The sequence below is a fragment of the Brevibacillus aydinogluensis genome (assembly GCF_961514395.1).
Lineage (GTDB): Bacteria > Bacillota > Bacilli > Brevibacillales > Brevibacillaceae > Brevibacillus > Brevibacillus aydinogluensis.
In genome coordinates, this window is record NZ_OY569118.1 from 3,290,252 (window position 1) to 3,311,291 (window position 21,040).

Annotated in this window: 27 protein-coding genes; all 27 read right to left on the reverse strand. The window is 53.2% G+C overall.

Annotated elements, in window-relative coordinates:
* Positions 1-11: 11 nt before the first annotated feature.
* A complete protein-coding gene (locus Q7F15_RS16110; RefSeq protein WP_304414624.1) occupies positions 12-686 on the reverse strand; it encodes a phage tail-collar fiber domain-containing protein in 675 nt (224 codons plus the stop codon).
* Positions 687-1,253, reverse strand: coding sequence for a phage tail protein I (locus Q7F15_RS16115; RefSeq protein WP_304414625.1), 567 nt, complete (start codon positions 1,251-1,253; stop codon positions 687-689).
* Positions 1,246-2,358, reverse strand: a complete 1,113-nt coding sequence (locus Q7F15_RS16120; RefSeq protein WP_304414626.1) for a baseplate assembly protein — start codon at positions 2,356-2,358, stop codon at positions 1,246-1,248. Before Q7F15_RS16120 ends, Q7F15_RS16115 begins: the two co-directional genes overlap by 8 nt.
* Positions 2,345-2,662 carry a GPW/gp25 family protein gene (locus tag Q7F15_RS16125; protein WP_304414627.1) on the reverse strand — a complete coding sequence of 106 codons (318 nt, stop codon included), beginning with the start codon at positions 2,660-2,662 and terminating at the stop codon, positions 2,345-2,347. The genes Q7F15_RS16120 and Q7F15_RS16125 overlap by 14 nt, the downstream gene beginning before the upstream one ends.
* A gap of 5 nt (positions 2,663-2,667) precedes the next feature.
* The gene (locus Q7F15_RS16130) at positions 2,668-3,069 is read right to left on the reverse strand and encodes a phage tail protein (protein ID WP_304414628.1); all 402 of its coding nucleotides are present in this window, start codon (positions 3,067-3,069) and stop codon (positions 2,668-2,670) included.
* 6 nt (positions 3,070-3,075) lie between these two features.
* On the reverse strand, positions 3,076-3,489 hold the full coding sequence (locus Q7F15_RS16135; protein WP_304414629.1) for a phage baseplate assembly protein V: 414 nt from the start codon (positions 3,487-3,489) through the stop codon (positions 3,076-3,078).
* Positions 3,489-4,508 (reverse strand): phage late control D family protein, encoded by a 1,020-nt coding sequence (locus Q7F15_RS16140; protein ID WP_304414630.1) that lies wholly within the window; start codon positions 4,506-4,508, stop codon positions 3,489-3,491. The genes Q7F15_RS16135 and Q7F15_RS16140 overlap by 1 nt, the downstream gene beginning before the upstream one ends.
* Positions 4,508-4,720, reverse strand: a complete 213-nt coding sequence (locus tag Q7F15_RS16145; RefSeq protein WP_304414631.1) for a tail protein X — start codon at positions 4,718-4,720, stop codon at positions 4,508-4,510. Before Q7F15_RS16145 ends, Q7F15_RS16140 begins: the two co-directional genes overlap by 1 nt.
* A complete protein-coding gene (locus tag Q7F15_RS16150) occupies positions 4,717-6,852 on the reverse strand; it encodes a phage tail tape measure protein (RefSeq protein ID WP_304414632.1) in 2,136 nt (711 codons plus the stop codon). The genes Q7F15_RS16145 and Q7F15_RS16150 overlap by 4 nt, the downstream gene beginning before the upstream one ends.
* Before the next feature lie 389 nt (positions 6,853-7,241).
* The gene (locus tag Q7F15_RS16155) at positions 7,242-7,604 is read right to left on the reverse strand and encodes a phage tail assembly protein (RefSeq protein WP_304414633.1); all 363 of its coding nucleotides are present in this window, start codon (positions 7,602-7,604) and stop codon (positions 7,242-7,244) included.
* 11 nt (positions 7,605-7,615) lie between these two features.
* Complete coding sequence (locus Q7F15_RS16160) at positions 7,616-8,137, reverse strand: phage major tail tube protein (protein ID WP_304414634.1); 522 nt, start codon at positions 8,135-8,137, stop codon at positions 7,616-7,618.
* Between the two features lie 10 nt (positions 8,138-8,147).
* The gene (locus Q7F15_RS16165; protein ID WP_304414635.1) at positions 8,148-9,599 is read right to left on the reverse strand and encodes a phage tail sheath family protein; all 1,452 of its coding nucleotides are present in this window, start codon (positions 9,597-9,599) and stop codon (positions 8,148-8,150) included.
* A 4-nt stretch (positions 9,600-9,603) separates the two neighbouring features.
* Positions 9,604-9,927 carry a hypothetical protein gene (locus tag Q7F15_RS16170; protein WP_304414636.1) on the reverse strand — a complete coding sequence of 108 codons (324 nt, stop codon included), beginning with the start codon at positions 9,925-9,927 and terminating at the stop codon, positions 9,604-9,606.
* The gene (locus Q7F15_RS16175) at positions 9,920-10,393 is read right to left on the reverse strand and encodes a hypothetical protein (protein WP_304414637.1); all 474 of its coding nucleotides are present in this window, start codon (positions 10,391-10,393) and stop codon (positions 9,920-9,922) included. Before Q7F15_RS16175 ends, Q7F15_RS16170 begins: the two co-directional genes overlap by 8 nt.
* A complete protein-coding gene (locus tag Q7F15_RS16180; RefSeq protein WP_304414638.1) occupies positions 10,390-10,983 on the reverse strand; it encodes a phage tail protein in 594 nt (197 codons plus the stop codon). The genes Q7F15_RS16175 and Q7F15_RS16180 overlap by 4 nt, the downstream gene beginning before the upstream one ends.
* Positions 10,980-11,303, reverse strand: coding sequence for a hypothetical protein (locus tag Q7F15_RS16185; RefSeq protein ID WP_304414639.1), 324 nt, complete (start codon positions 11,301-11,303; stop codon positions 10,980-10,982). The genes Q7F15_RS16180 and Q7F15_RS16185 overlap by 4 nt, the downstream gene beginning before the upstream one ends.
* Positions 11,300-11,656 (reverse strand): hypothetical protein, encoded by a 357-nt coding sequence (locus Q7F15_RS16190; protein WP_304414640.1) that lies wholly within the window; start codon positions 11,654-11,656, stop codon positions 11,300-11,302. Before Q7F15_RS16190 ends, Q7F15_RS16185 begins: the two co-directional genes overlap by 4 nt.
* 41 nt (positions 11,657-11,697) lie before the next feature.
* Complete coding sequence (locus Q7F15_RS16195; RefSeq protein ID WP_304414641.1) at positions 11,698-12,834, reverse strand: major capsid protein; 1,137 nt, start codon at positions 12,832-12,834, stop codon at positions 11,698-11,700.
* Positions 12,835-12,850: 16 nt separating this feature from the next.
* Complete coding sequence (locus Q7F15_RS16200; protein WP_304414642.1) at positions 12,851-13,213, reverse strand: head decoration protein; 363 nt, start codon at positions 13,211-13,213, stop codon at positions 12,851-12,853.
* A gap of 14 nt (positions 13,214-13,227) precedes the next feature.
* Entirely contained in the window at positions 13,228-14,322 is a 1,095-nt protein-coding gene (locus Q7F15_RS20610) for a head maturation protease, ClpP-related (protein ID WP_368509243.1), read from the reverse strand.
* Positions 14,300-15,958 (reverse strand): phage portal protein, encoded by a 1,659-nt coding sequence (locus Q7F15_RS16210; RefSeq protein ID WP_304414643.1) that lies wholly within the window; start codon positions 15,956-15,958, stop codon positions 14,300-14,302. The genes Q7F15_RS20610 and Q7F15_RS16210 overlap by 23 nt, the downstream gene beginning before the upstream one ends.
* Positions 15,959-15,976: 18 nt before the next feature.
* Positions 15,977-16,231 (reverse strand): DUF6148 family protein, encoded by a 255-nt coding sequence (locus Q7F15_RS16215; RefSeq protein WP_304414644.1) that lies wholly within the window; start codon positions 16,229-16,231, stop codon positions 15,977-15,979.
* 9 nt (positions 16,232-16,240) lie between these two features.
* A complete protein-coding gene (locus Q7F15_RS16220) occupies positions 16,241-18,088 on the reverse strand; it encodes a phage terminase large subunit family protein (protein WP_304414645.1) in 1,848 nt (615 codons plus the stop codon).
* Positions 18,012-18,614, reverse strand: coding sequence for a hypothetical protein (locus Q7F15_RS16225; protein WP_304414646.1), 603 nt, complete (start codon positions 18,612-18,614; stop codon positions 18,012-18,014). Before Q7F15_RS16225 ends, Q7F15_RS16220 begins: the two co-directional genes overlap by 77 nt.
* A gap of 104 nt (positions 18,615-18,718) precedes the next feature.
* A complete protein-coding gene (locus tag Q7F15_RS16230; RefSeq protein ID WP_304414647.1) occupies positions 18,719-18,949 on the reverse strand; it encodes a hypothetical protein in 231 nt (76 codons plus the stop codon).
* 132 nt (positions 18,950-19,081) lie between these two features.
* Positions 19,082-20,299: a site-specific DNA-methyltransferase gene (locus tag Q7F15_RS16235; protein WP_304414648.1), complete on the reverse strand. Its 1,218-nt coding sequence runs from the start codon at positions 20,297-20,299 to the stop codon at positions 19,082-19,084.
* A 220-nt stretch (positions 20,300-20,519) separates the two neighbouring features.
* The gene (locus Q7F15_RS16240; protein WP_304414649.1) at positions 20,520-21,014 is read right to left on the reverse strand and encodes a hypothetical protein; all 495 of its coding nucleotides are present in this window, start codon (positions 21,012-21,014) and stop codon (positions 20,520-20,522) included.
* Positions 21,015-21,040 lie beyond the last annotated feature (26 nt).

A 21,040-nucleotide genomic window follows, 5' to 3' on the forward strand; every position in this document is an offset into this window, starting at 1 on the left:
CAGTACATGGATTACACCTCCAGGCGGGCCTGCGCTTCGTTGAAATAGCCGCTACTGAGGATTACCCCGTCAAGGTTCGTGAACACTTTTGAGAACAAGTTGTGCGTGAAGCTGTCAGGGAAAGTGGCCTTGATTAACTGCACTTCGTTCCTCAGACTTGAAATGGCTGCGTCAAACTCAGCCCGCGAGATGTGGAGATTCGTATCGTTCACGTGCTCTTGGAACTGGTCTATCGTCACAAACGCCTGATCGCTTATAACAGCCGTTACATCTGATGCTTCACCAATGAGTGTATTGATGTTAATGATTTCTTCCACAACATCCGTTCCGTTGTCTGGCGGCAGATAGTCTGCTGTACTGCCAGCGTTCGCCACGCAGTAGAGGATTTCGCCCAGGTCTGGATCATTCGCAAACAGCCCGATTTCCCGCACGAAAACGCCTGATGACATGCCCTGATTGGACAAGACGGCCTTGATCTGTACTTGTCCGGTCTTCACCTTCCGAATCTCAGTGATAGGCAAGGATAGCGTTTCATTTACGAGAGCATCCAACCCTTTCAACTGCTCTTTCGTTGCATATCCGTTACCGATCGCAACGCGGGTGAACGTGAGCCGTGTCCCCATCTGGGCTTTCGTTTGCAACTGCAGGCCAAGGTTTGTGATGACACTGCCAAGAAATTCAGCCACTCAGCTCACCTCCGGATTGATTGTGATTAGCTTGACTCGTGACATTGCTGCACCGACATACAGTTGTGTTTGGCAGTCGCGTTCGATGGATATTGCCTCCAGCCGGGTACTTTTTCGTTTCACAACGTCAATGGCCCGATAGAGCGAGTGCAATGTGTTGACATCAGGAATGGACCCTTTGGTCGTAACCTTGAAGTGATACGGCTCTCCACCATATTCAAACCACTCTGTTACCTTTCCATCCACGAAGACCGTGGAGACCACCTGCTCGACCGCCCAGGGCGTGCCTTTTCGCATGTGGTTCGCGAAAGACTGCTTTACTAACTCCCGCTTTTGTTCGATTGGAAGATCAGAGGAGTAGAAGTCCACGTGGAACTGCCAGGCCAACAGGTCAACCACTTCCTCTGGCTGCTGATCCAGAGTCGCCAGCAGAACAATCTGAGGGATGGCTTTGGACAACTCGTGGATCTCGGGTGTTAAGGATTCGGCCAGCGCCACTACATTCGGATCACTCTTCAAACTTTCTGGCAAGATGTCAACCAGTGAAAACGAGTAAATATCAGCCATCCTCCAGCCCCCCATAGGTTACGGTCACCAAGTTTTCGACCGCTACTTGATGAACGTCGACAGCCTGGTACACCGGTGATGCGACTTCCACCCGCTTTGCTCCCGCGTTCTTCACCCGAGCGGTCAGCTCGGAAGGGTCAATAGCCCGCCCGAGTTTCGACTTCTGCCAGAGTTTGTACTCCTCGATTGCTTGGTGTACTCTGGTGTGGATTGCGGTAGCCACGCTGCTGTCCTTTGTGCTGATCCAATACGTCAGGTCGATGTCGTAGGAGACGATTTCTGGAGCCAATACCTGAACAAAGTCTGTTAGAGGCCGCGCATCCCGGGCACTGCAGGCAGCGAGTACCTTATCAATGATATCCTGATCAGGAATGCCCCCGTTTTGCAGAAGAGGCCGTATTTCAACGACAGCCGGGGACGGACTCAGAACTTTCACGTCAGCAATCAACGGACTGGCTGATCGAGCCAAAAACTCATATGCTCCCTCCGGTCCCGCCACCGAAAAACTTTCGGGCGCCTGCCGGATACGCTCCGCGTATGCATCGTCGCTCTCCTTGTCTGCGCCGCCCTCGCTGATGGTGATGTTTTCCACAGACTGTACCCACGGGAGAGGATCGACCAGCTGGTTAATCTGCCCCGGCAAGTAGTCATTTCCTTTCGTTCCTGCTTCGGTACACTCCACCTCGACATCTATGTGGGTCTGCCCGGCCTGTACCTCCACCGGCTGTTTGGTTGCAAAAAAAAGACCGTCTCCCGCTGTCACGCGGGTGCCAGTCGGGATGGTTTGGGGTTGAGTCACTGAGAAGTGAAACCGAACCGTGGTCGTTGCTGGCTGCGCAGAAAGCCTTTTTGTATCCGTGAACGCGCCTAAGTGATCCAGATAGGACTTCTCTGCATAGGAAAGCAGGTTCATCTTTGCGCTGTAGTCGATCAGGCTTCGCTGCTGGGCGAGCAAATAAACGATTGCCTGAAAAAACTTCCTTCGGGGATCAGCCGGGGCCAGCTTGATGCCGGTGATGTTTTCAAAACGAGCCACGATGTCTGCCTCAATCTGCTGTGGCGACTTCTGGGCAAACGAAATATCCGGGAGATTAAACCGTGCCATCTGCTATCCTCACCTTTACTACGGGATTCAATCTGCCGCCAAGATGGTCAGGCTGATAGGTGACCCCCACTACCTCCACCCGTGGCTCGTACCGGCGGATCGCATCAATCAACCTCGCTGTCATCCTGGCCTGAGCGACAGGGATGGGCATATCTACGTCTTCCGCTGACCACGCAAAGGCGCGATCCAAGGGGCACGAAAACTGGGGGGAGGAAAGGATCATCCAAACATTTTGAAGGATTTCCTTCACGCCCGTTGCTCCAAAGTCAATCCCTTTGCTTTTGGTCGTCACCTCATACTCCATCGTTCTCACTTCCTCATGTACTCTCGTAGTGTCACGTCCGCCTCCCCGACGATTACCTTTCCGGTTCCGTCCAGAGCGATCCAGTTTTGTGTGACCGACCTGATTACCCACTGATCCATCCCGATGGGGATTCCCCCGATGATCAACGTCTCGGCGCGGCCTTCTCGGCACCAGGACAAAAGCCGGTCCATCTCCGCTTTGGGGTTCATTCCGTATCTGGCGTCGAACCGCATGACAAAACTGATTTCATCCAGATCCGGCCACAAAAACTCGGAACGCGGCTTCTGCCCAAATCGTTCATGTTCGCTCCAGTTGGATGTGGCTGAACGAGAAAAGTCCCGAAAGGTTCGCATATTTTCCAGGGACACTTCAAAAACAATCTCTCCAAAGCTGCCGATTTGTCCCACTCTCTATCAACCTCCCGGCTCGTTGACGATCAAGCGACCGTTTATGACGACTTTCCCCTCGGGAATGTCGATCGTCAGCGTATGGCTTTTGCGGTCGTATTCGATTGATGTTCCGTCCCCAAAACGGAAGTGACGCTTATCCTTGTCCCGTACGGGAGGATCTGGCGGCAGGTCCTTTTTGTTAAACGTCGTGCCGATGATGACGCCCTGCTGGTTCCCGGAAGGGAGAAACAGGCACCAGACGAGCTCATCCACATCCGGGAGCCAGTAGTCTTTGTTATGAAGGCTGCCGCGGCCAAGGGTGGGAAGCTCATAGGATACCAGGTTCGCTCGGTCCTCGAAGATGACCCGCGCTGTGCAGCGCTCTGGAAACACCGCAGATACCCTGCCGACTCGGATGAGGTTTTTTACTAGATCCATCAGTACCCCTCCAAACAGCGCCGAAGCTCCAGGCTCGTTTCGTAGCCGTTTTGTTGGCTGTGTGTGGCCTGTGTCACGATGTATTTGCCGTCAAACCATCCAAACTCACTCAGGATCACCGTCACGCCGGCTACAAAACGGATGTCCCCTGACATGGTGAGGGACACCCGTACGGCCTCTTTGTTGGCCTCGCGCAGTCTCTTTTTCGCGAGCCGCTGCGCTTCTGCTACAGAAGCAACGCGCTCATTGATGGTGAGCACCCGGCCCGTCTTCGGTGCATTCGGCGGCGTAAACGTGGCCGAGATGTTCCGCTTCTCTTCCGCCGAAAAATACTGAACGGTACAAGCCCGGTACATGCCGACGCTCGTTGTCCTTCCCCGAAAGGAGTTGATTTCGGATTTGCTACGTTTCAGCGTAGCAATCGGCGTCGCTTTCTCGTATTTGGCCTCATCGAAGATGACCAATTGCGTACCGTTCACTTTCAGGCAAAGCCCGGCGTCATTGCACAATCGTGTCAAAAAGACGAGATCGGTTTCTTCCGTCTGCTCGATTCGGTCATAAGCCGGGTCTTCGTCTGTATCATAAAAAAGGGAGAGGCCAGCTCCGGACGCTTTTTCACGAGCGATCACAGAAAGCGTGGTCTTCTCCCATGCTTTGTTTTTCTTCTGGCCGCGTACCCCTGATGTCTCTGGGATCGAGATGGCGGATATGGTGACCGTAGACGGCGGGTAACTGATCTCGATGTCAGCGATCTCGAAACGACCGAGAGGCAAGCTCTCCACCACATCCTCTTGGTTCCAGTTTTCGCGGAAGATGGTGGCCTGCAGCGTTGCCGTCAAATCCGGCATCCAGCTGCTGCTCCAACGCTGCTCCATATCCTCCAACGTCAGCTGCAACTCATCTGCCTGCCCACTCAAATTGTCCGTATAGCTCCAACCAACCAGGTGCGGCCGCAGATCCGCAGAGATGTCGGTTTTGGCGTAGATCACCTGCAGTCGTGTGTGGCGAGCTTTTGTCATCAGGTATTCCCTCGCTTCCAAGGCGGCAGCGCAGAGGGTGTTTGCGTTGTATTCACATCCGGGATCACCAGCTGAACATTGGCCGGGAAAATGACGGTTTCCCGGTGTGCTGGATTGGCGTCAATCAACTCCGCCAGATAGGATTCACTTCCCAACACTTTGTACGCGATCAAATCCCACATGTCACCTTGTACCGTGGTGTACGTTTTCATTGGTCAAACGCTCTCCTTTGCTGATTACGCTTCAGTTCAGCCAGCATCCGTTCCAGTTTGCGCAAACTCATGTCCATGGCTTGGTTCACAAGCCCCTGTACGTCTGGCCCAGCCCCGCCTTCGATCGCTATCCTGGGCGAGTACTCCACATAGATGTCTCCGCCGCTGCCGCTGTTCGCCGGAGAGGGAGACAGACGATACCCAAGCAAGGATTCCAGCTTGGAAAGAGGTAGAATGGCCTCGCTCTCGGCACCTTCCCCGATCATGGCCAAGGTCGGTCCGGTCGCAATACCGCCGGTTGCAAGCATGGGGATCTCTGGGATTTGAAAACTCAGCTTCTTCCCACCTACTCCGGGAACCCAGTCCGGGATGTCGATGCTGATGCTTCCAATCGACTGAAATGCCTGGTTGATCAACGATATGGCCGCGTTTATGGGCGCCTTCAACATGGAACCCAACGCGCTGAACACACCGCCAAACGCATCTTTTACCCCAGTCCATGCCTTTTCCCAGTTCCCCGTAAAGACTCCCGTAATGAAGTCCAGGATGCCGCCAAGTGTGGTCATCAGGCCGTTGAAGACGCCTGACACGCTATTGATCGCGCTGAGGACGACGGACTTTATGAACGGGAAAGCAAAGGTAAACACAGCCACAATATTGTCGATGACCGGTTTTACCAGATTAAAAAGGGCAGAGAACGTGTCCCCGATCTTTCCAACCACATTGACGATGATTGGAACCATGGAAGAGACCGCACGCGAGACAGCAGGGGCCACATCATTGGCCAAAAATCCGAAGACTTTGGATATGACCGGCCACAGTTTCGCTTGGAGAAAAGTGCCAACGGGCAGGAGTGCCTTGACGATTCGGGTTGCTACTTCCCAGACTCCGACTCCTACCCGCTGAAAGATGGGGGCCACTTGCAAGATGATCTTCTTCACGGACCCAAACACGTTCTGCAGGTTGGCAAATACAAGTCCTACCCCTTCTGCAACCTTGGCTGCATCCGCCTCACTCATCCCGAACATCTTGGCGTAGTTGATCGTCACGCCTTTCATTTCTCCGTCAAATCCGTTCTCAAAGAGCCAGACGGTGTTTTCATAAACATCCGAGACGATTGGCCCCACAGTTTGGCCGATTTTGCTGAAGAACCCGGTTACTTTCGGGATGGCAGTATCGAGCCACCCGCTGAACTTCTGAAGGATAGGCAAAAACAAATCCCCGATGGGCATGATAAGCCCGGTCATGATTTGCCGCCCAATTCTCTGGATGGACTTAGAAACGGTATCATATTTTATTTTCGTGATCTCATCCATCGTGTTTTTGGTCATGTCAAATTGGCTGCGTGCGCTTCCCATCGCAGCAACTACGTCCTTTTCCAAGTCCTCAAACATGGTCCCGAATAGTTGTACCCCGATGACATTTTTCTTGACAGGATCCTGGACTTTGGAGAGGGCATCCACCACCTGGGTGAATGCTTTCTGTGCGGCAGGCCCTCCTCGCGCGAATGTCTGGGCCATCTCTTGGGCATTAAAGCCAAGGGCGGTAAAGGCTTCGTTGGTGCTTTTCGAGTCGTCTTTTACCCGGATGTTGAACTCTTTTACGGCATCCCCCACTTTATCCAGATTAAATGCGCCCGCTTCAAGACCGGCGCTAAAGGTATCAAACATCTGGTTTGCCGTAAACCCAAGGGCGGCAAAGTACGGGGCGTACTCGTTTGCGGTGTCCAACAACTCATCCGACTTGTTCAACCCTTTTTGCGCCCCTTGGGCCAACAAGTTGAAGGCTTGCTCGCTGCTGATCCCGAAGTTGATCATCATCGTGTCGGCGGCTTTGATCGACTCTCTGATGTCTTCGCCGAACACATCGCGGTACACCATCGCGTGTTTCGTGGTACGCTCCAGTTCTTCTCCTGTCTGCTGGGTGACCTGTTTGACCAGGCTCAACGAGTGCGCGACATCATCCCAGCTTTCTCCAAGGTTTTGGTTGTACAGATTTTTTGCGGATTCTGAGAGCTCTTGCATGTCCTGCACGGTTGCTCCGGTCGAAGCCCGCAGCTGTGCCATGGAGTCCTGGAAGCCCACAATGGAACCGGTTATGTTCCCAATGGCGTCGGTGACACCGGTGACCAACGCAAACGCCCCGGTGTATTGCGCCACCCTGGAGACAACCTTTCCAAACTCGCCGACGGACGTGGCCAGTCGTCCAATTCCGCCACGCGCTTTTTCTACCGCCTTTGAAAACGTGGGGTTGAGCTTTCCTCCGAACGTAAAAATCGTTTGGTACTCTCTGGCCAACTACCTTCTCCCCTTTCGTCTTCGAGCGCTTTTCCCGCTCTTGTGGTTTTGCGCGAGCAGCTTCTGGCGTTGTTGTTCGCGTTTCTGTTCCACTTTCTCATGGGCTTCTACCCATTCCCTCAAATCAGACAGAGGTTCGTTCAGCCAATCATGCGGACGTGAGTGGGGCATAGAAGAAGAAAGGGCCACCGCAATAACGCGAAGGCCCTTTCCAATATCCCCTTCTATCCCCGTCGCAACAAAAAATTCTCAGCCATTTGCGTGATGACCGTGAAGTCATCTGCTTTCAGTTTGTCAAAGAACTCTGGCGTAACGCCCGCAGCCTTTGCCGCGACCGCGATCTGATAAGACAGCGACAAGGCCCTGCCGGGATGAATCTCGTGCGGATCCATTCTCCGCGCTTGTTTCGCGCAAAGAATCAAATCTTTTCCCGTCAGGTCCTCAAACCGCAAGTCCAGCTCCGTAATGGTCTGGCCATCAAACTGAACCGGCGTGGACAAGCGATAAACGCTTGACTGCTCGGGTGTGATTTCCGCAGCAGTGGCTACGGTTTCGGCATTCTCAGCTTGGACATTTTTGTTTTCCATGACCATTCCTCCTACATCCCAAGATTTGAGCGTACTTTGGCTAGGTAATCCACGCCGTCAATCACGCAAACATAGTTAAACTTGTCAATCTCTACCACGGTTTCGCCGTCGTGCATCACTTTCAGGTAGACCACTTCCAGCTCATTGGAGTTGTCCATGGTGGATCCTTTTGAAAGGCTCCCAAGTGGCGTATTTTTCGGAATGCCCCGAACGGTCACTTTCACTGGCACCTGCTCATAGGTGCCCGTTTTCTTGTCGATCCGCTGGATAGAGCCCCGGAAATCAATGTGTTGAACCTCTTGCCTTGCCAACTTGAAGTTTGCTCTTTCCAGGACGCGCCAGTTAATCGTCACCGTCATGGAGGCAAAATGCCCCAGGATTGGGCTGTCAATTTCACCGGCAATCCCCGCGCCGCTAATGGTTTCTGACATGGACTCCAGGTCCGGCAGGTCAACATCGGCGACGCCCAGATATTCCGTGCCGTTTAGATATGCGTTAAAGTCATTCAAGATCGCAGAAAGTTGATCCGACATCGTATCCCTCCTATTCTGCCAGTACGCCCAGGTACGACGTGTCATACTCCAGCACAAACTCAATGTTCTGGGCGGGGGCTGGCGGAGTCAGAAACACCCGGAACTGAACATGTCCGGCCATCAGTTCGGTGTCCGGATTGTCTTCCCGGCGAAACTCCACGCGACCGCCAAGGAGGTAGCCTGCCGAGGTCAACCCGTTCAGCCAGATATTCACGCTGTCAACGATCGTTTCGATCAACCGTTTGTTTGCCGGGTTATCTACCTTCTGCCAAAACGTCAAGATGAGCGTGTTCGCGACGAAATCAAACATGCGCCGCACAGGGATGAAGCAATCTTTGGGGTCGGTTACCGATGGATAGGCCCCGGTATAATTCCCCCATGCCTTCCATCCTCCTCTGAAGTTGAGCGCCGTCAAAATTCCTTGCGAGTTGAGATAGTTGGCCTCTTCCAAGCCGAGAAAAATTTCCGTGCCGTCTTTCAGTACTGCGGCGTTCGCTTTCAGCGCCTTGTTGGAAGGCGACGCATACGGGATGCCATTGTTTGCTGCATCCGTGGCGCAAATTGCCCCTGCCACCTGGGTGGAGAAGTGGTACTTTTTCTTACCCATCGCCACCATAGGCCACAACGGCACTTGGCGTGGCTCCGTGAAATTGTTGTTATTTTTCCAGGAGGGAACGTCTCCATACTGTTTGACGGTATCCGTTGGCAAGTCTGTCAACGCCAGAGCCCGGAACACGCCGTTAATGTTCTGAGCTTTGGCTGTCATGACAGCCGCTACCAAAGGATCTTGTGAGTATCCAGGCGCCAGGATCAACCCAGGCACCAAACCGAAGCGCGGGAAAACCTCTTTGATCAGTTCAAGCCCCGTCACTTTCCCGTTGCTACCCACACCTCCGATAATCTCGGAACTGTCTACGGCTGCAGGGTCCAGCTTATCGTAGCCGACCAGTACAGATGCCGCGTTGCCAATCGCTCCGCTTTCTTTCACGGTTACGACCAAGTAACCGTTATCGTTGAAAGACAGCGTGTAGTCAACATCGCGCTTATACGCACCACCTGGCTGCTGCTCGGATTGAACCTCTACACTGTCGAGCAAAATGCCCTCCTCTTCCACGATAGCGATGCCTTTTGTCACATTCACGGCCGCTGGCGGAACCGTCGTTTTATGGACGGCAGGGTCCAGCACGTTAATCAGCACGACAGGCGCCAGATTGAACAAACGAAAATGCGAGTCCATGACCTCGCAGAGTGTGTAGCGATCAAAGTCATCCGAGTAGCCGAAGTACTCCACGGCTTCGGCAAACGAGTAGCAGAGGACTGGAACGTTGACCGGCACGGTCGATTTCGTTGACAGATTGACCGGGGCCGTGCCAAAAACCACCGGCAAACTTGCCGTTGATTCGACCGGGGATAAAAGCGACGTTGCAGCCTCTCCGACATAGACCCCATGCTTGAATGCCATGTTCTTACCCCTTTCTGCTCAACGCTTGATAGGCTTGCTGAATCTCCGTACCTTTGCGCTGCAGCTCTGCTTGCGCCTCCAGCAGCTGCGCAACGGGGACGATCAGCGTATCGACTTGCGGATACTTTTGGCGCACCTCGTCCAAATACTTTGGAACGCCGTCACGGAACACCGTATGTTGCGCCAGAAGACCGCGCGGCAGACTCGGACCAATGTAAATCAGTTGTTGCGTTTTTTCGTCTCCCGACTTGGCTGGCGCTTCTTTCATCGCTTCTGTGGCCAGTTCGACTGTTTCCATGGTTTCAGCAGTTGCTTTCTTCCTACTCAAGAAAGTTCACCTCCTGTTGGACTTGCGGCAGCTCCCATGTTGTCTGGACGCCGCCGAAATAGTACGGGTGATTCTTTTCCTCCTCATCGATCGCCCAGTCAAATGGGTAGGTGATTCGATAGCGACTATCGAGTATGCGTTTGGAAAACAGATGGATTTTTAGGCGGGTGATGGCGTTTAGCACGTCCTTATACCCCTGGAAGTCGAGCGAATTGTTCCAAAAGCCGAAAAAGATGAGCACATTGCACGTTTCCGGCTCCGATAAGGCGGATATGCTGCCTTCCTGCACACGGACGATTGCATAAGGGAAGTGGTCAATGTCTTCATCAGACAGTTGGCCAGGCAGAAACTGCTCATAGACACGCAACGCCACTTCCTCGCCTTTGGTATTTTTGAACCGCGTGTCCGAAAAAAGAGCCCTGACCTCTTCGGCCAAGGCTTTCTGTAGCAAGTATGGCGTGCTCATCCATTCCCCTCCAACGTGCGCTTGATTTCGTGTTCAAGCCGCTTCTCAAACACTTTGGCCGCCTCCGCTTCCAACTTGCTGCGGACGCCCTCATTTTCCAGCATGATCGGGACAGGCGGGCCAAACAGACGTTTAATCGGCAACTCAGTCCACTGCCCGTCACTTCTTTTTTTGCGCCTGGCCCTTCCTTTTACACGTTCAAACACCTTATTGCCCTGGACACTTGCGACAAACGCGCCAAGCAAGTTTTTCAGCCCCGTGTCTTTTCTGACCTGGACTTTCAGACTTTTCGGTGGTTTTCTGTGCCGCGGCTGAGCCGGACGAAGGCGAAACTTCTCCAGGCCCAGCGCATGACCGCGTGAAATGACGGCAGCTGCGATGCGTTTGCTGGTCGCTCGGCTGATGGTGATCGTGCTTTTGACTTCACCAGCTTTGATGACATAGGTGTTTCGTACCTCTTTGGCCGCATTGCTTTTCAGGTTCTCAGCCGCCCGGTTAATCGCCCGGTACAGCGCCACGGGCGCCTTTTTCCGATACTGGCCAAGCCGCTCCTCCACTTCCTGCAACTTGTGTGCATCAATCGCGATCATGATCGAGTCGCCGCCAATGCAATGGTGTACGTGGCACTGTCTTCCTGAATTGATACAATCCGGTACGGTTTGCCGTCCACGTTAAGGAAGCCATTGATAGCCGGACGCTTGGGAAAGTCCTCGCGCTTGGCGTAAAACAGGAGTTCTGCATCATGGATGCCATCATCCGGGTTGGTCGTATTGGCCTTGCGTCTCGTAAGCTCTTCATGGTCAATCATGATGCAGATGTCCCTGTCACCGACGCGGTGTATCTCCCCAAACTCGTCAGGATTAAAAAACACCATCCGAGTATCTTGGGTGACATACTCTTTGAAGTTCAATCGACGACCACCTCATCCGCGTCCAAGGTCGGGGGCTTTACATCAGCATGTTTCAGCCAATCATTCAGCAATTTCAGCACGGTTTTTCTTGGTTCTGGCTTTGCCATTTCAGCTTCGAGGACTTTTTCTGCTTCCTCAACTCTTGCATGCTCCAGGAACTTCTTGAGCTCTTCGACCGTCATGTCCGGAGGGTGGGGATTTGAAATAAGCTCACCCTCTCCTGTACCTCCATCACTATCGCATGATTCTCGTTCTGCTTGAGAGATAACGCCAGAAATGAGCAATCCTTGAACCTCGTGTTTTTCCGCATCAAAAAAGGAGCCTTTCCTCAGAAAGACCCCCTTCCATTTCACGATCCCCTTTTTTTACTTCAAACCGCATGATGCACACCCCCTTACGTGCCAACTGTGTTAATCACGGCCCACGCACCGACATCATACGGCTTTGGCAATGGACGGGACTTCACGATCAACGATTTCGTATCGGTTTCGCGGTTCACCGTCACTTTCGGAGCGCGCGGCCCCTCCACCGTTACGAAATCAATCGAGTCTTCAGGGATATGTGTCGTGGCTCCGTACAGCATTTCTCCGATATTGGTCGCCCCGACAATCACCTTGTCCGGCTCAATATATGGCTTCAGCGACTGGGTGGTTTCGTCATAGTACCAGGCGAGATACTGGTACAGATCCACGCCCAGTTCCGACAAACGGCCAATATAGGCAAAGCCGTTCCCGTTGCGGAGGCTCAATTGCGGATTGATCATGCCGAATTGGGCATATCGGAGATCCATGTACTTGTCCATAAAGTTGCTATCTTTTCTGAGATTGTTCCAGGCCCCTTCTCCCAGGACCACAATGGTCGGGTTAAAGCCGGACTTTCTCACCATAGACACGGCTTGGTACAAATCCTCGTACTTGTCGGAGGTTGGATCGCTCCACTTATTGGCGCCGGTCAGGTTGATCACATTGTCGAAGTTGTAGTCAACGGTTTCTGTTCTGACCTGTGTTGCGCTGTCGTCTACATATCCCGTGATCGTCACTTTCCCGTTTTGAAGCAGATCGGCAATCATGGCCTCTTCCCGCCGGACAATCATGTCGTCGAGCTCCTGGTAATCTCTTTGCATAAGCGCCAGCGCTCGTTCTTCCGGTGTCATGCCGCCAAATACCTGTTCCCCAGGGAGGCGGGTTTGCAGCAATTTCGTGTCATATGGAGCCGAAATAGCAATGTACGGAGCTTTGTACACTTTCGTCTCATATCCATCCCGGCGTATATTGACGGGCTTGCTGCCCTCCGCAACAAACGGAGCAATCTTCTGGCGGTTCTTGTAAAAGTCCATCAGGACGGTCTCGGTCGGGAATGTAGAAAACCCTGGAAAAAATGTGTTACGCAGAAACGTTGTGACCGGCATTCGCTTCTGAATCGCCGGCTGCATCGTTTGGGGCTCATAGATATTGATTTCACCGCCGGTTACAGTTGCTGCATTTTGCGGTCGAATCATCTGATTGCACACCATGCTTTTGGGAATTTTCATGATTCATCGCCCTCCCTTAATAATCGGTCTTATAGTAAATGTTTCCACTGCGAAGTTCGTCCTGATGGTCAGCCACGGTATCGCCTACAGCCACATACAGCGCATCATAAGTAAACAGTCCGGAAGTATATGCCACAGCTGGTACAGCTCCCCCGGTGGTGTCAACCTCTTCGGCCAGAACCACCGATGCTACTTGGCTTCCATCAGTAGCAGCCTTGTCTACCAGCTTGTACGTTCCGTCAGCCGTCACTTTCCCCAGCACTGCCCCGGCTTTCAAAACACCCTGGCCAGCTGCTACCGTAACCGATGTGGTCAGCACCGGAATCTCCGTTCCTGCAAACAGCGTGCCGAATTTTATGCTACCAAAATCAGGCATCATCCATTCCCTCCCTACTATTGGTGCCGCCCAAACGACATGGCAGCAATGTTTCGGAATACTTCGTTTACGTCCCTGATATTGTTCAGATCAAACTCCTTTTCAGCAGCTTGCGGCTGCATCTGGGCTTGTACATTGTCGGTGCCTGCACTCTTGTTTGCCGCAACAGCCGCTTCAAACAGACCCGCGTTCATGAGCTTTCCTTCCTTCATCGCCCGGAAAGCAAGTTCTTCGGCTGTCATCGGGTTTGCGCCGTATTTGGCTTCATTCACCAGCGCCGGATCAATGTTCGCTGCAATCTCGTCGATTGCTCGCAGCCGTTCGCGTTCCTTCGACACCGCATCAGCCGACATTGCTGCCTGCGGTGCAGGTGCAGCCGTTGAGGCTGTCGTTATAACTTGTGGGGGCTGTTCTGTGCTCATGGACGCAGAGGATTGCGGAGCAGTCCCCTGTGCTGCCATTTGGGTTAGCTTTTCCATTTGGTTTTCTCCTTTCTTTCTGAAGATTTCGTTCCGGAGTTTCTCGATGACCTTTTGTGGGATAAACTCGGCCTGAAGCGAAGCCACAGCACGAAGTTGATTCCCGTCGTCAAACATGATTTCGTCGATGAACCCTTTTTCCAGCGCGTCCTGCGCATTCATCCAGGTTTCTTTGTTCATCAGCGTTAATAGTTCGTTCTGCGACATGCCCGTCTTCAGACGGTACGCATTTGCAATGGACGCGTCTATCGTCTGCAAAAACTCAGCAGCATGACGATGATCGCGCTTGTCTCCCCATGTGCTGGTAGAAGCGTTATGGATCATCAGCTGGGCGGTGGGAGACATCATGACTTTCTTCCCGCCCATTGCGATAACGCTGGCAGCGCTGGCAGCCACGCCTATGATTTTCACCGTGACATTGCCGGGATAGTCCTTCAGTGCGGTATAGATTTCGGAGCCGGAAAACACGTCACCCCCACCGGAATTGATGATGACTTCCAGGTCATCTCCATTGGCTTCCTGGATTAGTTGGTTCACTTTGCCGGGGCTTGTCGCTTCAATCTCGAACCAGTCGTAGATCCATTGATAGTCGTTCGGGATGATGACTCCCCTAATCTCGATCTTGCTCGGCATTTTGCTTCTCACCTCCTTCGCTGGAAATGGTGATAGGCGGAACATCTGGCAACCCTTCAGCTGCTAGATATTCACGCCGCAATATCTCAACGTTGTTGTCATAGTCCATCCCCGTCAACTCCATGGACTCTCTTTCGTGCGTGCTGAACCGATGTTGAATGCGAAGCGCTGCAGCCTGAACCTCTTTCACCGGATCAATCTGTCCAGGACTGGGCCCGATCCAAAGCGCTTGGCTCCATAGCTTCCGGCGCACGGGGTCTGTAAAGAAGCCGGGCGCCTGTATGCGGCCAGTTGCCACCGCTTCAAACAACCAGGTTTCATAGATAGGCTGGCAAAAGTCATGAGCAAACCAATCGCGCCGGTCACGGAACGGTCTCCACGCTTGCAACAGTGCTGCCCGGCTGGCGCTATAGCTGCTGTTGAAGACGCCCAGCAGCATTTCATACGGCATGTCAAGAGCCGCCCCAACCAGTTGTGCCATGGCTTTCATGAACGCCTCGAAGCCGGCTACCGGATGCTTGGGGTCACCGAATGTGACGCTTTCGCCCGCGCCAAGAACATTGATCGTGCCCGGGCCCAACTCATAACTTGCCAACCGCTCCTCGATCGACAGGTTCTTGACCTGATCCTCCTCTGGGATCGAGTCACCAAACGGAATCTCGTTTGTTTGGCCCTGCGTCGTGATGAACGCTGTGAAAAAGCTGTTGATGATCGCCGCTGCAATCTCTGCTTCCGTATATCGGCTCATCTGTTTCAGCTGCTCGATGACAGGCGCCAAATACGGCACGCCGCGATACTGTTCGGCGCGTTCCGGGTCCACCACAAACAAGACGTTCGGAAGGCCGGTTATCGGGTTGGTTGCTTCAACTCTGGCCCATTTCAACGTCTCGCGCGTCGGCAGCAGGCTGTTGGGATGCTTGTTGCTGAACCAGTAGGCAACAACCTTGCCGTTTGCGTCCGTTTCCACGCCATTGTGGAGCTTGCCCCCGTTTGACAGCTCTGCATACTCATTCCCTACGTACCCATCCATGAAAGTGAACCCATAGGATGATCTTGACGGGTTACACAACCGGTCTGCTTCGACCAAGTGCAGACGAAGCCGGTACGGATTCATGCCCTCGGGCCGATCCGCATACTTCACGACCGCCAAAGCGTCACCGTTCAGGAGCCAGCCCTGTAACATGATGCGCTGGGCGTCATAAAAGTCGTTGAGGCCGGTGCTGTCCACCTTGGACTCTGCCCAGAGTTTGAACTCAAACTCCGTTCGATCCTCCCATTCCTTCGCTTGCTCCGGCGATAACCCGAGCATGCGGAAATTCAGCTGGCATTTCAGCTCCAGACCGGAGCCCAATACGTTCGACTTGTTTTTGTGGATCGCGCTGGTCGCAATGCCTCCGCCCATATAAAGGTCACGGCTGCGCTGTCGCAGCAGGCTGAGGTTGTTCCCGATGTCCTCTTGCGGGCTGCGACTGGTGCTGTCCCATCCTTGCATGGACTTCTTTTTCCGGCTGGCCCCGCTGTGGGAGTACCCGCTGTTTGTGAACTGCCGCCATAATGAAAGCCTTGCACGCGCATACTCACGCCGCAAGGCTCTTTCCGGAGAAAGCCAGGCAATGGTTTTGTCGATGAAGTTCACAAGCTACATCCCCCCTTTTCACAGATCACGATAAAGAATCCGATATGACTTTCGCTTTTCTGTCCCTGTTGCGAGTGCGGTCTCCAGCTCCTGTTTTCGTTTTTCCAGCTCCCGAATCTCGGCTTGGACGGACGGCAAGGCAGCGCGTGACAACTGGCGGCTGCCCATCTGGTAAGATTGGGCTCCCTCCAAAATGGCCGCTTCCGCCTTGTAATACATCTCAAGCCGGCGCTTCACTTCATCGAGTCGTGCTTGTATACGCCCCCGGTTCATGGACTTCACCTACCAAATGTTTGATTTTTTTACAAACTTCCGCTTGGAATCTGCCTGTTTTTTCGGCGCAGCAATCGGCTGAGATATGCCTTTGAGCCGACGCTCTAGCGCGTCGTAGTTGGGGTTCAGGATTTCTCTCGCTGCAAGTGCATAGTTCCGAACGTCCAGCGCCTCGTTGCGTGCACTGGATGAAATCTTTTCCCAAACATACCGGGTTACGCCGTTTTTCTTGCGCGGGACAAGTTTTTCAGATAAAAGCCCCTGAAAGTAAAACCGATCATACCCGCGATCCAGGGGGAAGTGGCAATATTTCGGTCCAGGTTCCTCCACACGCAGCGAGGAATATATTTGGCTTTTTCCATCATCAACGCCAAGAATGACCAGTAGGGCATTTTCTTTGTTTTTTCGCGTCAGCTTATGGATCAGGGGGATTCCAGGACCGCCCTGGCCTTTTACCGCCAATATCCGACGATGCTCATTGCGCTTGGTGTACTTGTATATCTCGGACGTGAAGTGACCACCGGAGTCAATACATGTGCAGGCCACTTTAAGCCCCTTGCCGTCCGCAAACCGATACACGCGGTTCAGTACGTCATCCAACTGCTGCAACGTTTGCGGATTGTCGGGCCTTCCGATGATGACGCCGTACTCAATGCCCCAGCTTTCATGGCCATGCCCCCAGCCGACAATCTCATACTCCAACCGGTCGTCTTGCGTATCGACACCCGCTGTGAGAAGCAATACGCCATCCGGGAGGTCCGCTGGAAACGATTCGCGCCGATTCAGCAGCGTGTCCTCCTCCATTTGTTCCCCGCGATCTTCCCACGACTCGCCCAGGGTTGTGTTGTAAAACACCTTCAGCTTTTCTGGATCGTCTTTCGACTCCAAAAATTCCTTGACGATCTTTTTCCACGACACCCACTGAGCGACAAAAGTGTTGAGCCAAAAGCTGCGGACTCCGTTATTGATCGCGATCGGATTCTCAGCGATCCATTTCGCGGGCTGACGCTTCATGGTATGCTCGTCAAATTGCTCCAAACAGGTTGGGCAGCGCCAAAAAACATCATCAACCTGGTAGATTTTGCGGTTACCCGCTTCATGCACCTCGTGCTCAAACCGTATGTCGCGCAGTACAATCGTGTGATAATTGCCGCAGTTCGGGCACTCCACACACCACTTTTCTTGTGTCCCCAGCTCATACTCTTGTTCGATCCGCGATACACCTTTGATCGTTGGCGTGGAAACAAAGATCATTTTGCGGTTCCAGAACGTAATCGTCCGCTTTTCTGCCAGCTTGATCGGGTCGCCTTCACTCCCCGCGCTGTCTGGGAAACGGTCCACCTCGTCGCACAATAAGATGCGAATCGGACGGCTGGCCAAACCTGCCGGACTGTTTGCGCCGCCCATGGCCAGGAACCCGCCGGGAAAAACTTTCATCAGGATCGTGTTATTGACGTCCCTTGTCTTGGAGTCGGCTACCTTCTCAGCAAGCACTTCCGTATCGCGAATCATCGGAGCGATCCTGCGTTTGGAATAGTCCTCGGCATCTTCGATTCGCGGCTGCACCATCAGCATGGGGCCTGGATCGACGTCGATGTAGTAGCCAATCACGTTATTGATGATTTCAGACTTTCCCACCTGCGAGGACGACATGACGACTACTTTCTCGATGCGCGGGTCTGTAACGCAATCCATGATTTCGCGCTGATAGGGCGCGGTTCTCCATTGGCCAGGGTTCGCTGCCGTCTCCCTGGAAAGCTTTCGGTTGCGATCCGCCCACTCACTGATCGTCAATCTCGGAGGAGGAGCCACCGACTTCACGATCTTGCGGAACAGATTGATCGTCTTCTTCTTCATCTTCACCCACCCCTGAAAACATCCCCGGATCGTACTCGCTCAACTCTGCGAGTGCCTCCAACACTTCTGCGTTGATGACTTCGCTGATCTCCGACAGGTTTTTCATGCCGAGGACTTTGGGAGCGACTTTTTCAGGTATGGACATGATCCGGCTGCGGAAGGTGACAAGCATGTTTGTCAAAACCAGCTCGACATCCGCTGCGTCATGCACCTGGTTTTTCAGTTTGGCCAGCTTGATCTCCGCTGTCTCTCGCTTCGCTTTTTCGTGCAGCGCCTTTTCTTCCCAGTATTTTGCCTGCGCCTCGTCGTCGCTATCCCCTTTATCTTTAACCCCTGTCCGCAGATACTCGATGTAACGCTGAACGTTTTTCATTAGTGGGAAGCGACCAGCAGCCTGCTTTTCCAAAATCCCCTCTTTAGCAAGCTGATTGATCCGCTGCCTGGTGAACCCCAACAAAGTAGCCATGGCATCAGTGTTGACGATCAAATCAGAGATGTCAGTTTTTGCTTTCATAGCACCACCCAAGAGGAAAGAAAATGCCGATGAAAAAACTTCACACCTAGACGATTCGCGGGGTCACGCGCACCCGCAGGCTTTTTGGACTTCTGGAAGGACCCGTTGTCAGGTTGTCAGGTCTCCAGGTCCTCCATGGTCATCTGCGACATTTCGTTTGTATTATCCAAGAGAGTTTTTTGTAGCTCTTGCTCCATCTTTAGTAGCCACTGCAAGTCCTTGACGGACGTAACCGCAATTTTGCCATCCTGGTAATCTTTCACCCATTGTGTGATGACAGCCTTGATTACCTTTCGATATTTCTGGTTGCTCTCTACAAAGTCGGATAGCAAAGCAATCTTTTTCATTGAATGCCACCACAGCTTTCCGTTAATATGGAAATGAGATAGTGGCTTGAAGCTTCCGTGGCCACGGTGTTCCACTATCTCTGCTGGGGTGACCCGGCGCAGATAGGAGAGTGTTATCGCACTCTCCTTTTCTTATGCCTTGATCGCTGTCTGACCAGTGAGTTGTTCCCAACGCTTCACGATGACATCACAGTATTTGGGATCAAGCTCCATAAGGTAGGCGGTTCGTCCAGTCTTCTCGGCAGCGATAAGCGTGGATCCGGAACCACCAAACAGATCGAGGACGAGATCGCCGCGCTTGCTGCTGTTCTGCAGGGCTTTGGACACCAGAGCAATCGGTTTCATCGTCGGATGGTCAGCATTTCTGACCGGCTTATCGACTTCCCACACGGTGTCTTGCTTCCGGTCAGCGTACCAGTTGTGCGCCGCGCCCGGCTTCCAGCCGTAGAGAATTGGCTCATGCCGCCAGTGGTAATCCTGCCGACCAAGCACAAAGGTGTTTTTCACCCAGATCAAGCACTGCTTGAGCAACCATCCGGCCTCCACCATGGCCGAACGGAAGTTGATGCCCTCGGAATCTGCATGACAAACGTAAATAGCCGCCCCTTCCTTCGATACATGGAAGAGGTTGCGATAAACGTCCAGCAGAAACTCTTTGAACCGGCCATCGTCCATTTTGTCGTTCTCGATCTTGAGCGCGTCCTTCGTTTTCCCGGTATAGTCGACGTTGTACGGCGGATCCGTGAACACCAGGTCGACGCGATGACCACCCATCAGTCGTTCTACATCCGCCAGGTTGGAAGAGTCGCCGCAAAGCAACCGATGCCTCCCCATGGACCATAGGTCACCAGGTTTGGTCACCGGTTCCTCGATCATGGCCAGCTCATCTTCTACGTCGAAGTCGTCTTCCTCAACCTCGATGTTCTCTGGCTCAAAAGAAAACGGAACCTCCTGGAACAATTCGTCCAGGTCAGCCGAATCAAAACCGGTAAGCGACAGATCGAAATCGCACTCTTTCAATTCGCTCATCAGATCGCGCAGCTTAGGTAGATCCCAATCACCATCAATCTTGTTCAACGCGAGATTGAGAGCCTTCTCCCTGGTTTCGTCCAGGTCAACTACCGAAACCTCTACTTCTGTGGCCCCCTGCTCATTGACGAGGATTTTGTACCGCTGATGACCACCAACAAGGTTCCCGGTCCGTTCGTTCCATACGAGTGGTTCGACGTAACCAAACTCCTCGATGGACCGTTTCAGCTTTTCGTACTCGTGATCTCCCGGCTGCAGGTCAATCCGTGGATTGTACGGCGCCGGGTTGATCATCGAAACTGGGATTTTTCGTATATTCATGCTGTTTCCTCCCCTCCGTGGCGATAGATATAAGAATAAAGAATATTGCCAGCCCTAAAACGGCTGAACCCCTTGCCCTGCAAGGCTTGAAGGCCAGTTTTTGAGCGCTACGAGCGTATCACTTTTTCCCCCAAAAAGTATACGTTTCGTGTCACTGCCAAAAACGGGGTTGAGCCTTAGAGCCACAAGGTTTCGCGGCCTCTTGGCTTCTGGCAACCCCCTAATCAGAATTCGGGTCTTCGTCGGCTTCTGTGATCTCCTGCCTGAACAACTGCAGCAGGCTGGTCTCCGCGGCCTTCCCGTTTAGCGAATACAGTGGGTTGATGGCCAACGCCGTCCTGCCGGCAATGACGGTCCGCCGTAGAATTCGCTGCTCGATGAATGTCCTGACGATCTTCCGCGCCTGGGTATATGAACAGTCAGCGATCCGGGCCAGCTCCTTAATCGTGAGCGGCACACCTTGCTGTCCGCGCTCGTTGTCCCCCAGCAAGAGATTGGTTCCCTCACTGGCATATGGCGCGATTTTCAACAAAAAACCAGCCTCGGCGAGTGACAGCTTTCTGAGCCGTCTCTTCGCCTTCTGGCTGGCTTTGATCTTCACGAATTTTGCGCTGCGGCCTGCCGGCCGAAAGACCTTAACGATCTCGTCCGGGCGCCGGAGAATTTGCTCCTCGTAGAATACCTCCCCCGTGTCCGGGTCGACGAATTGGCGCACTACACGTCACCCACCTCCATAAAAAA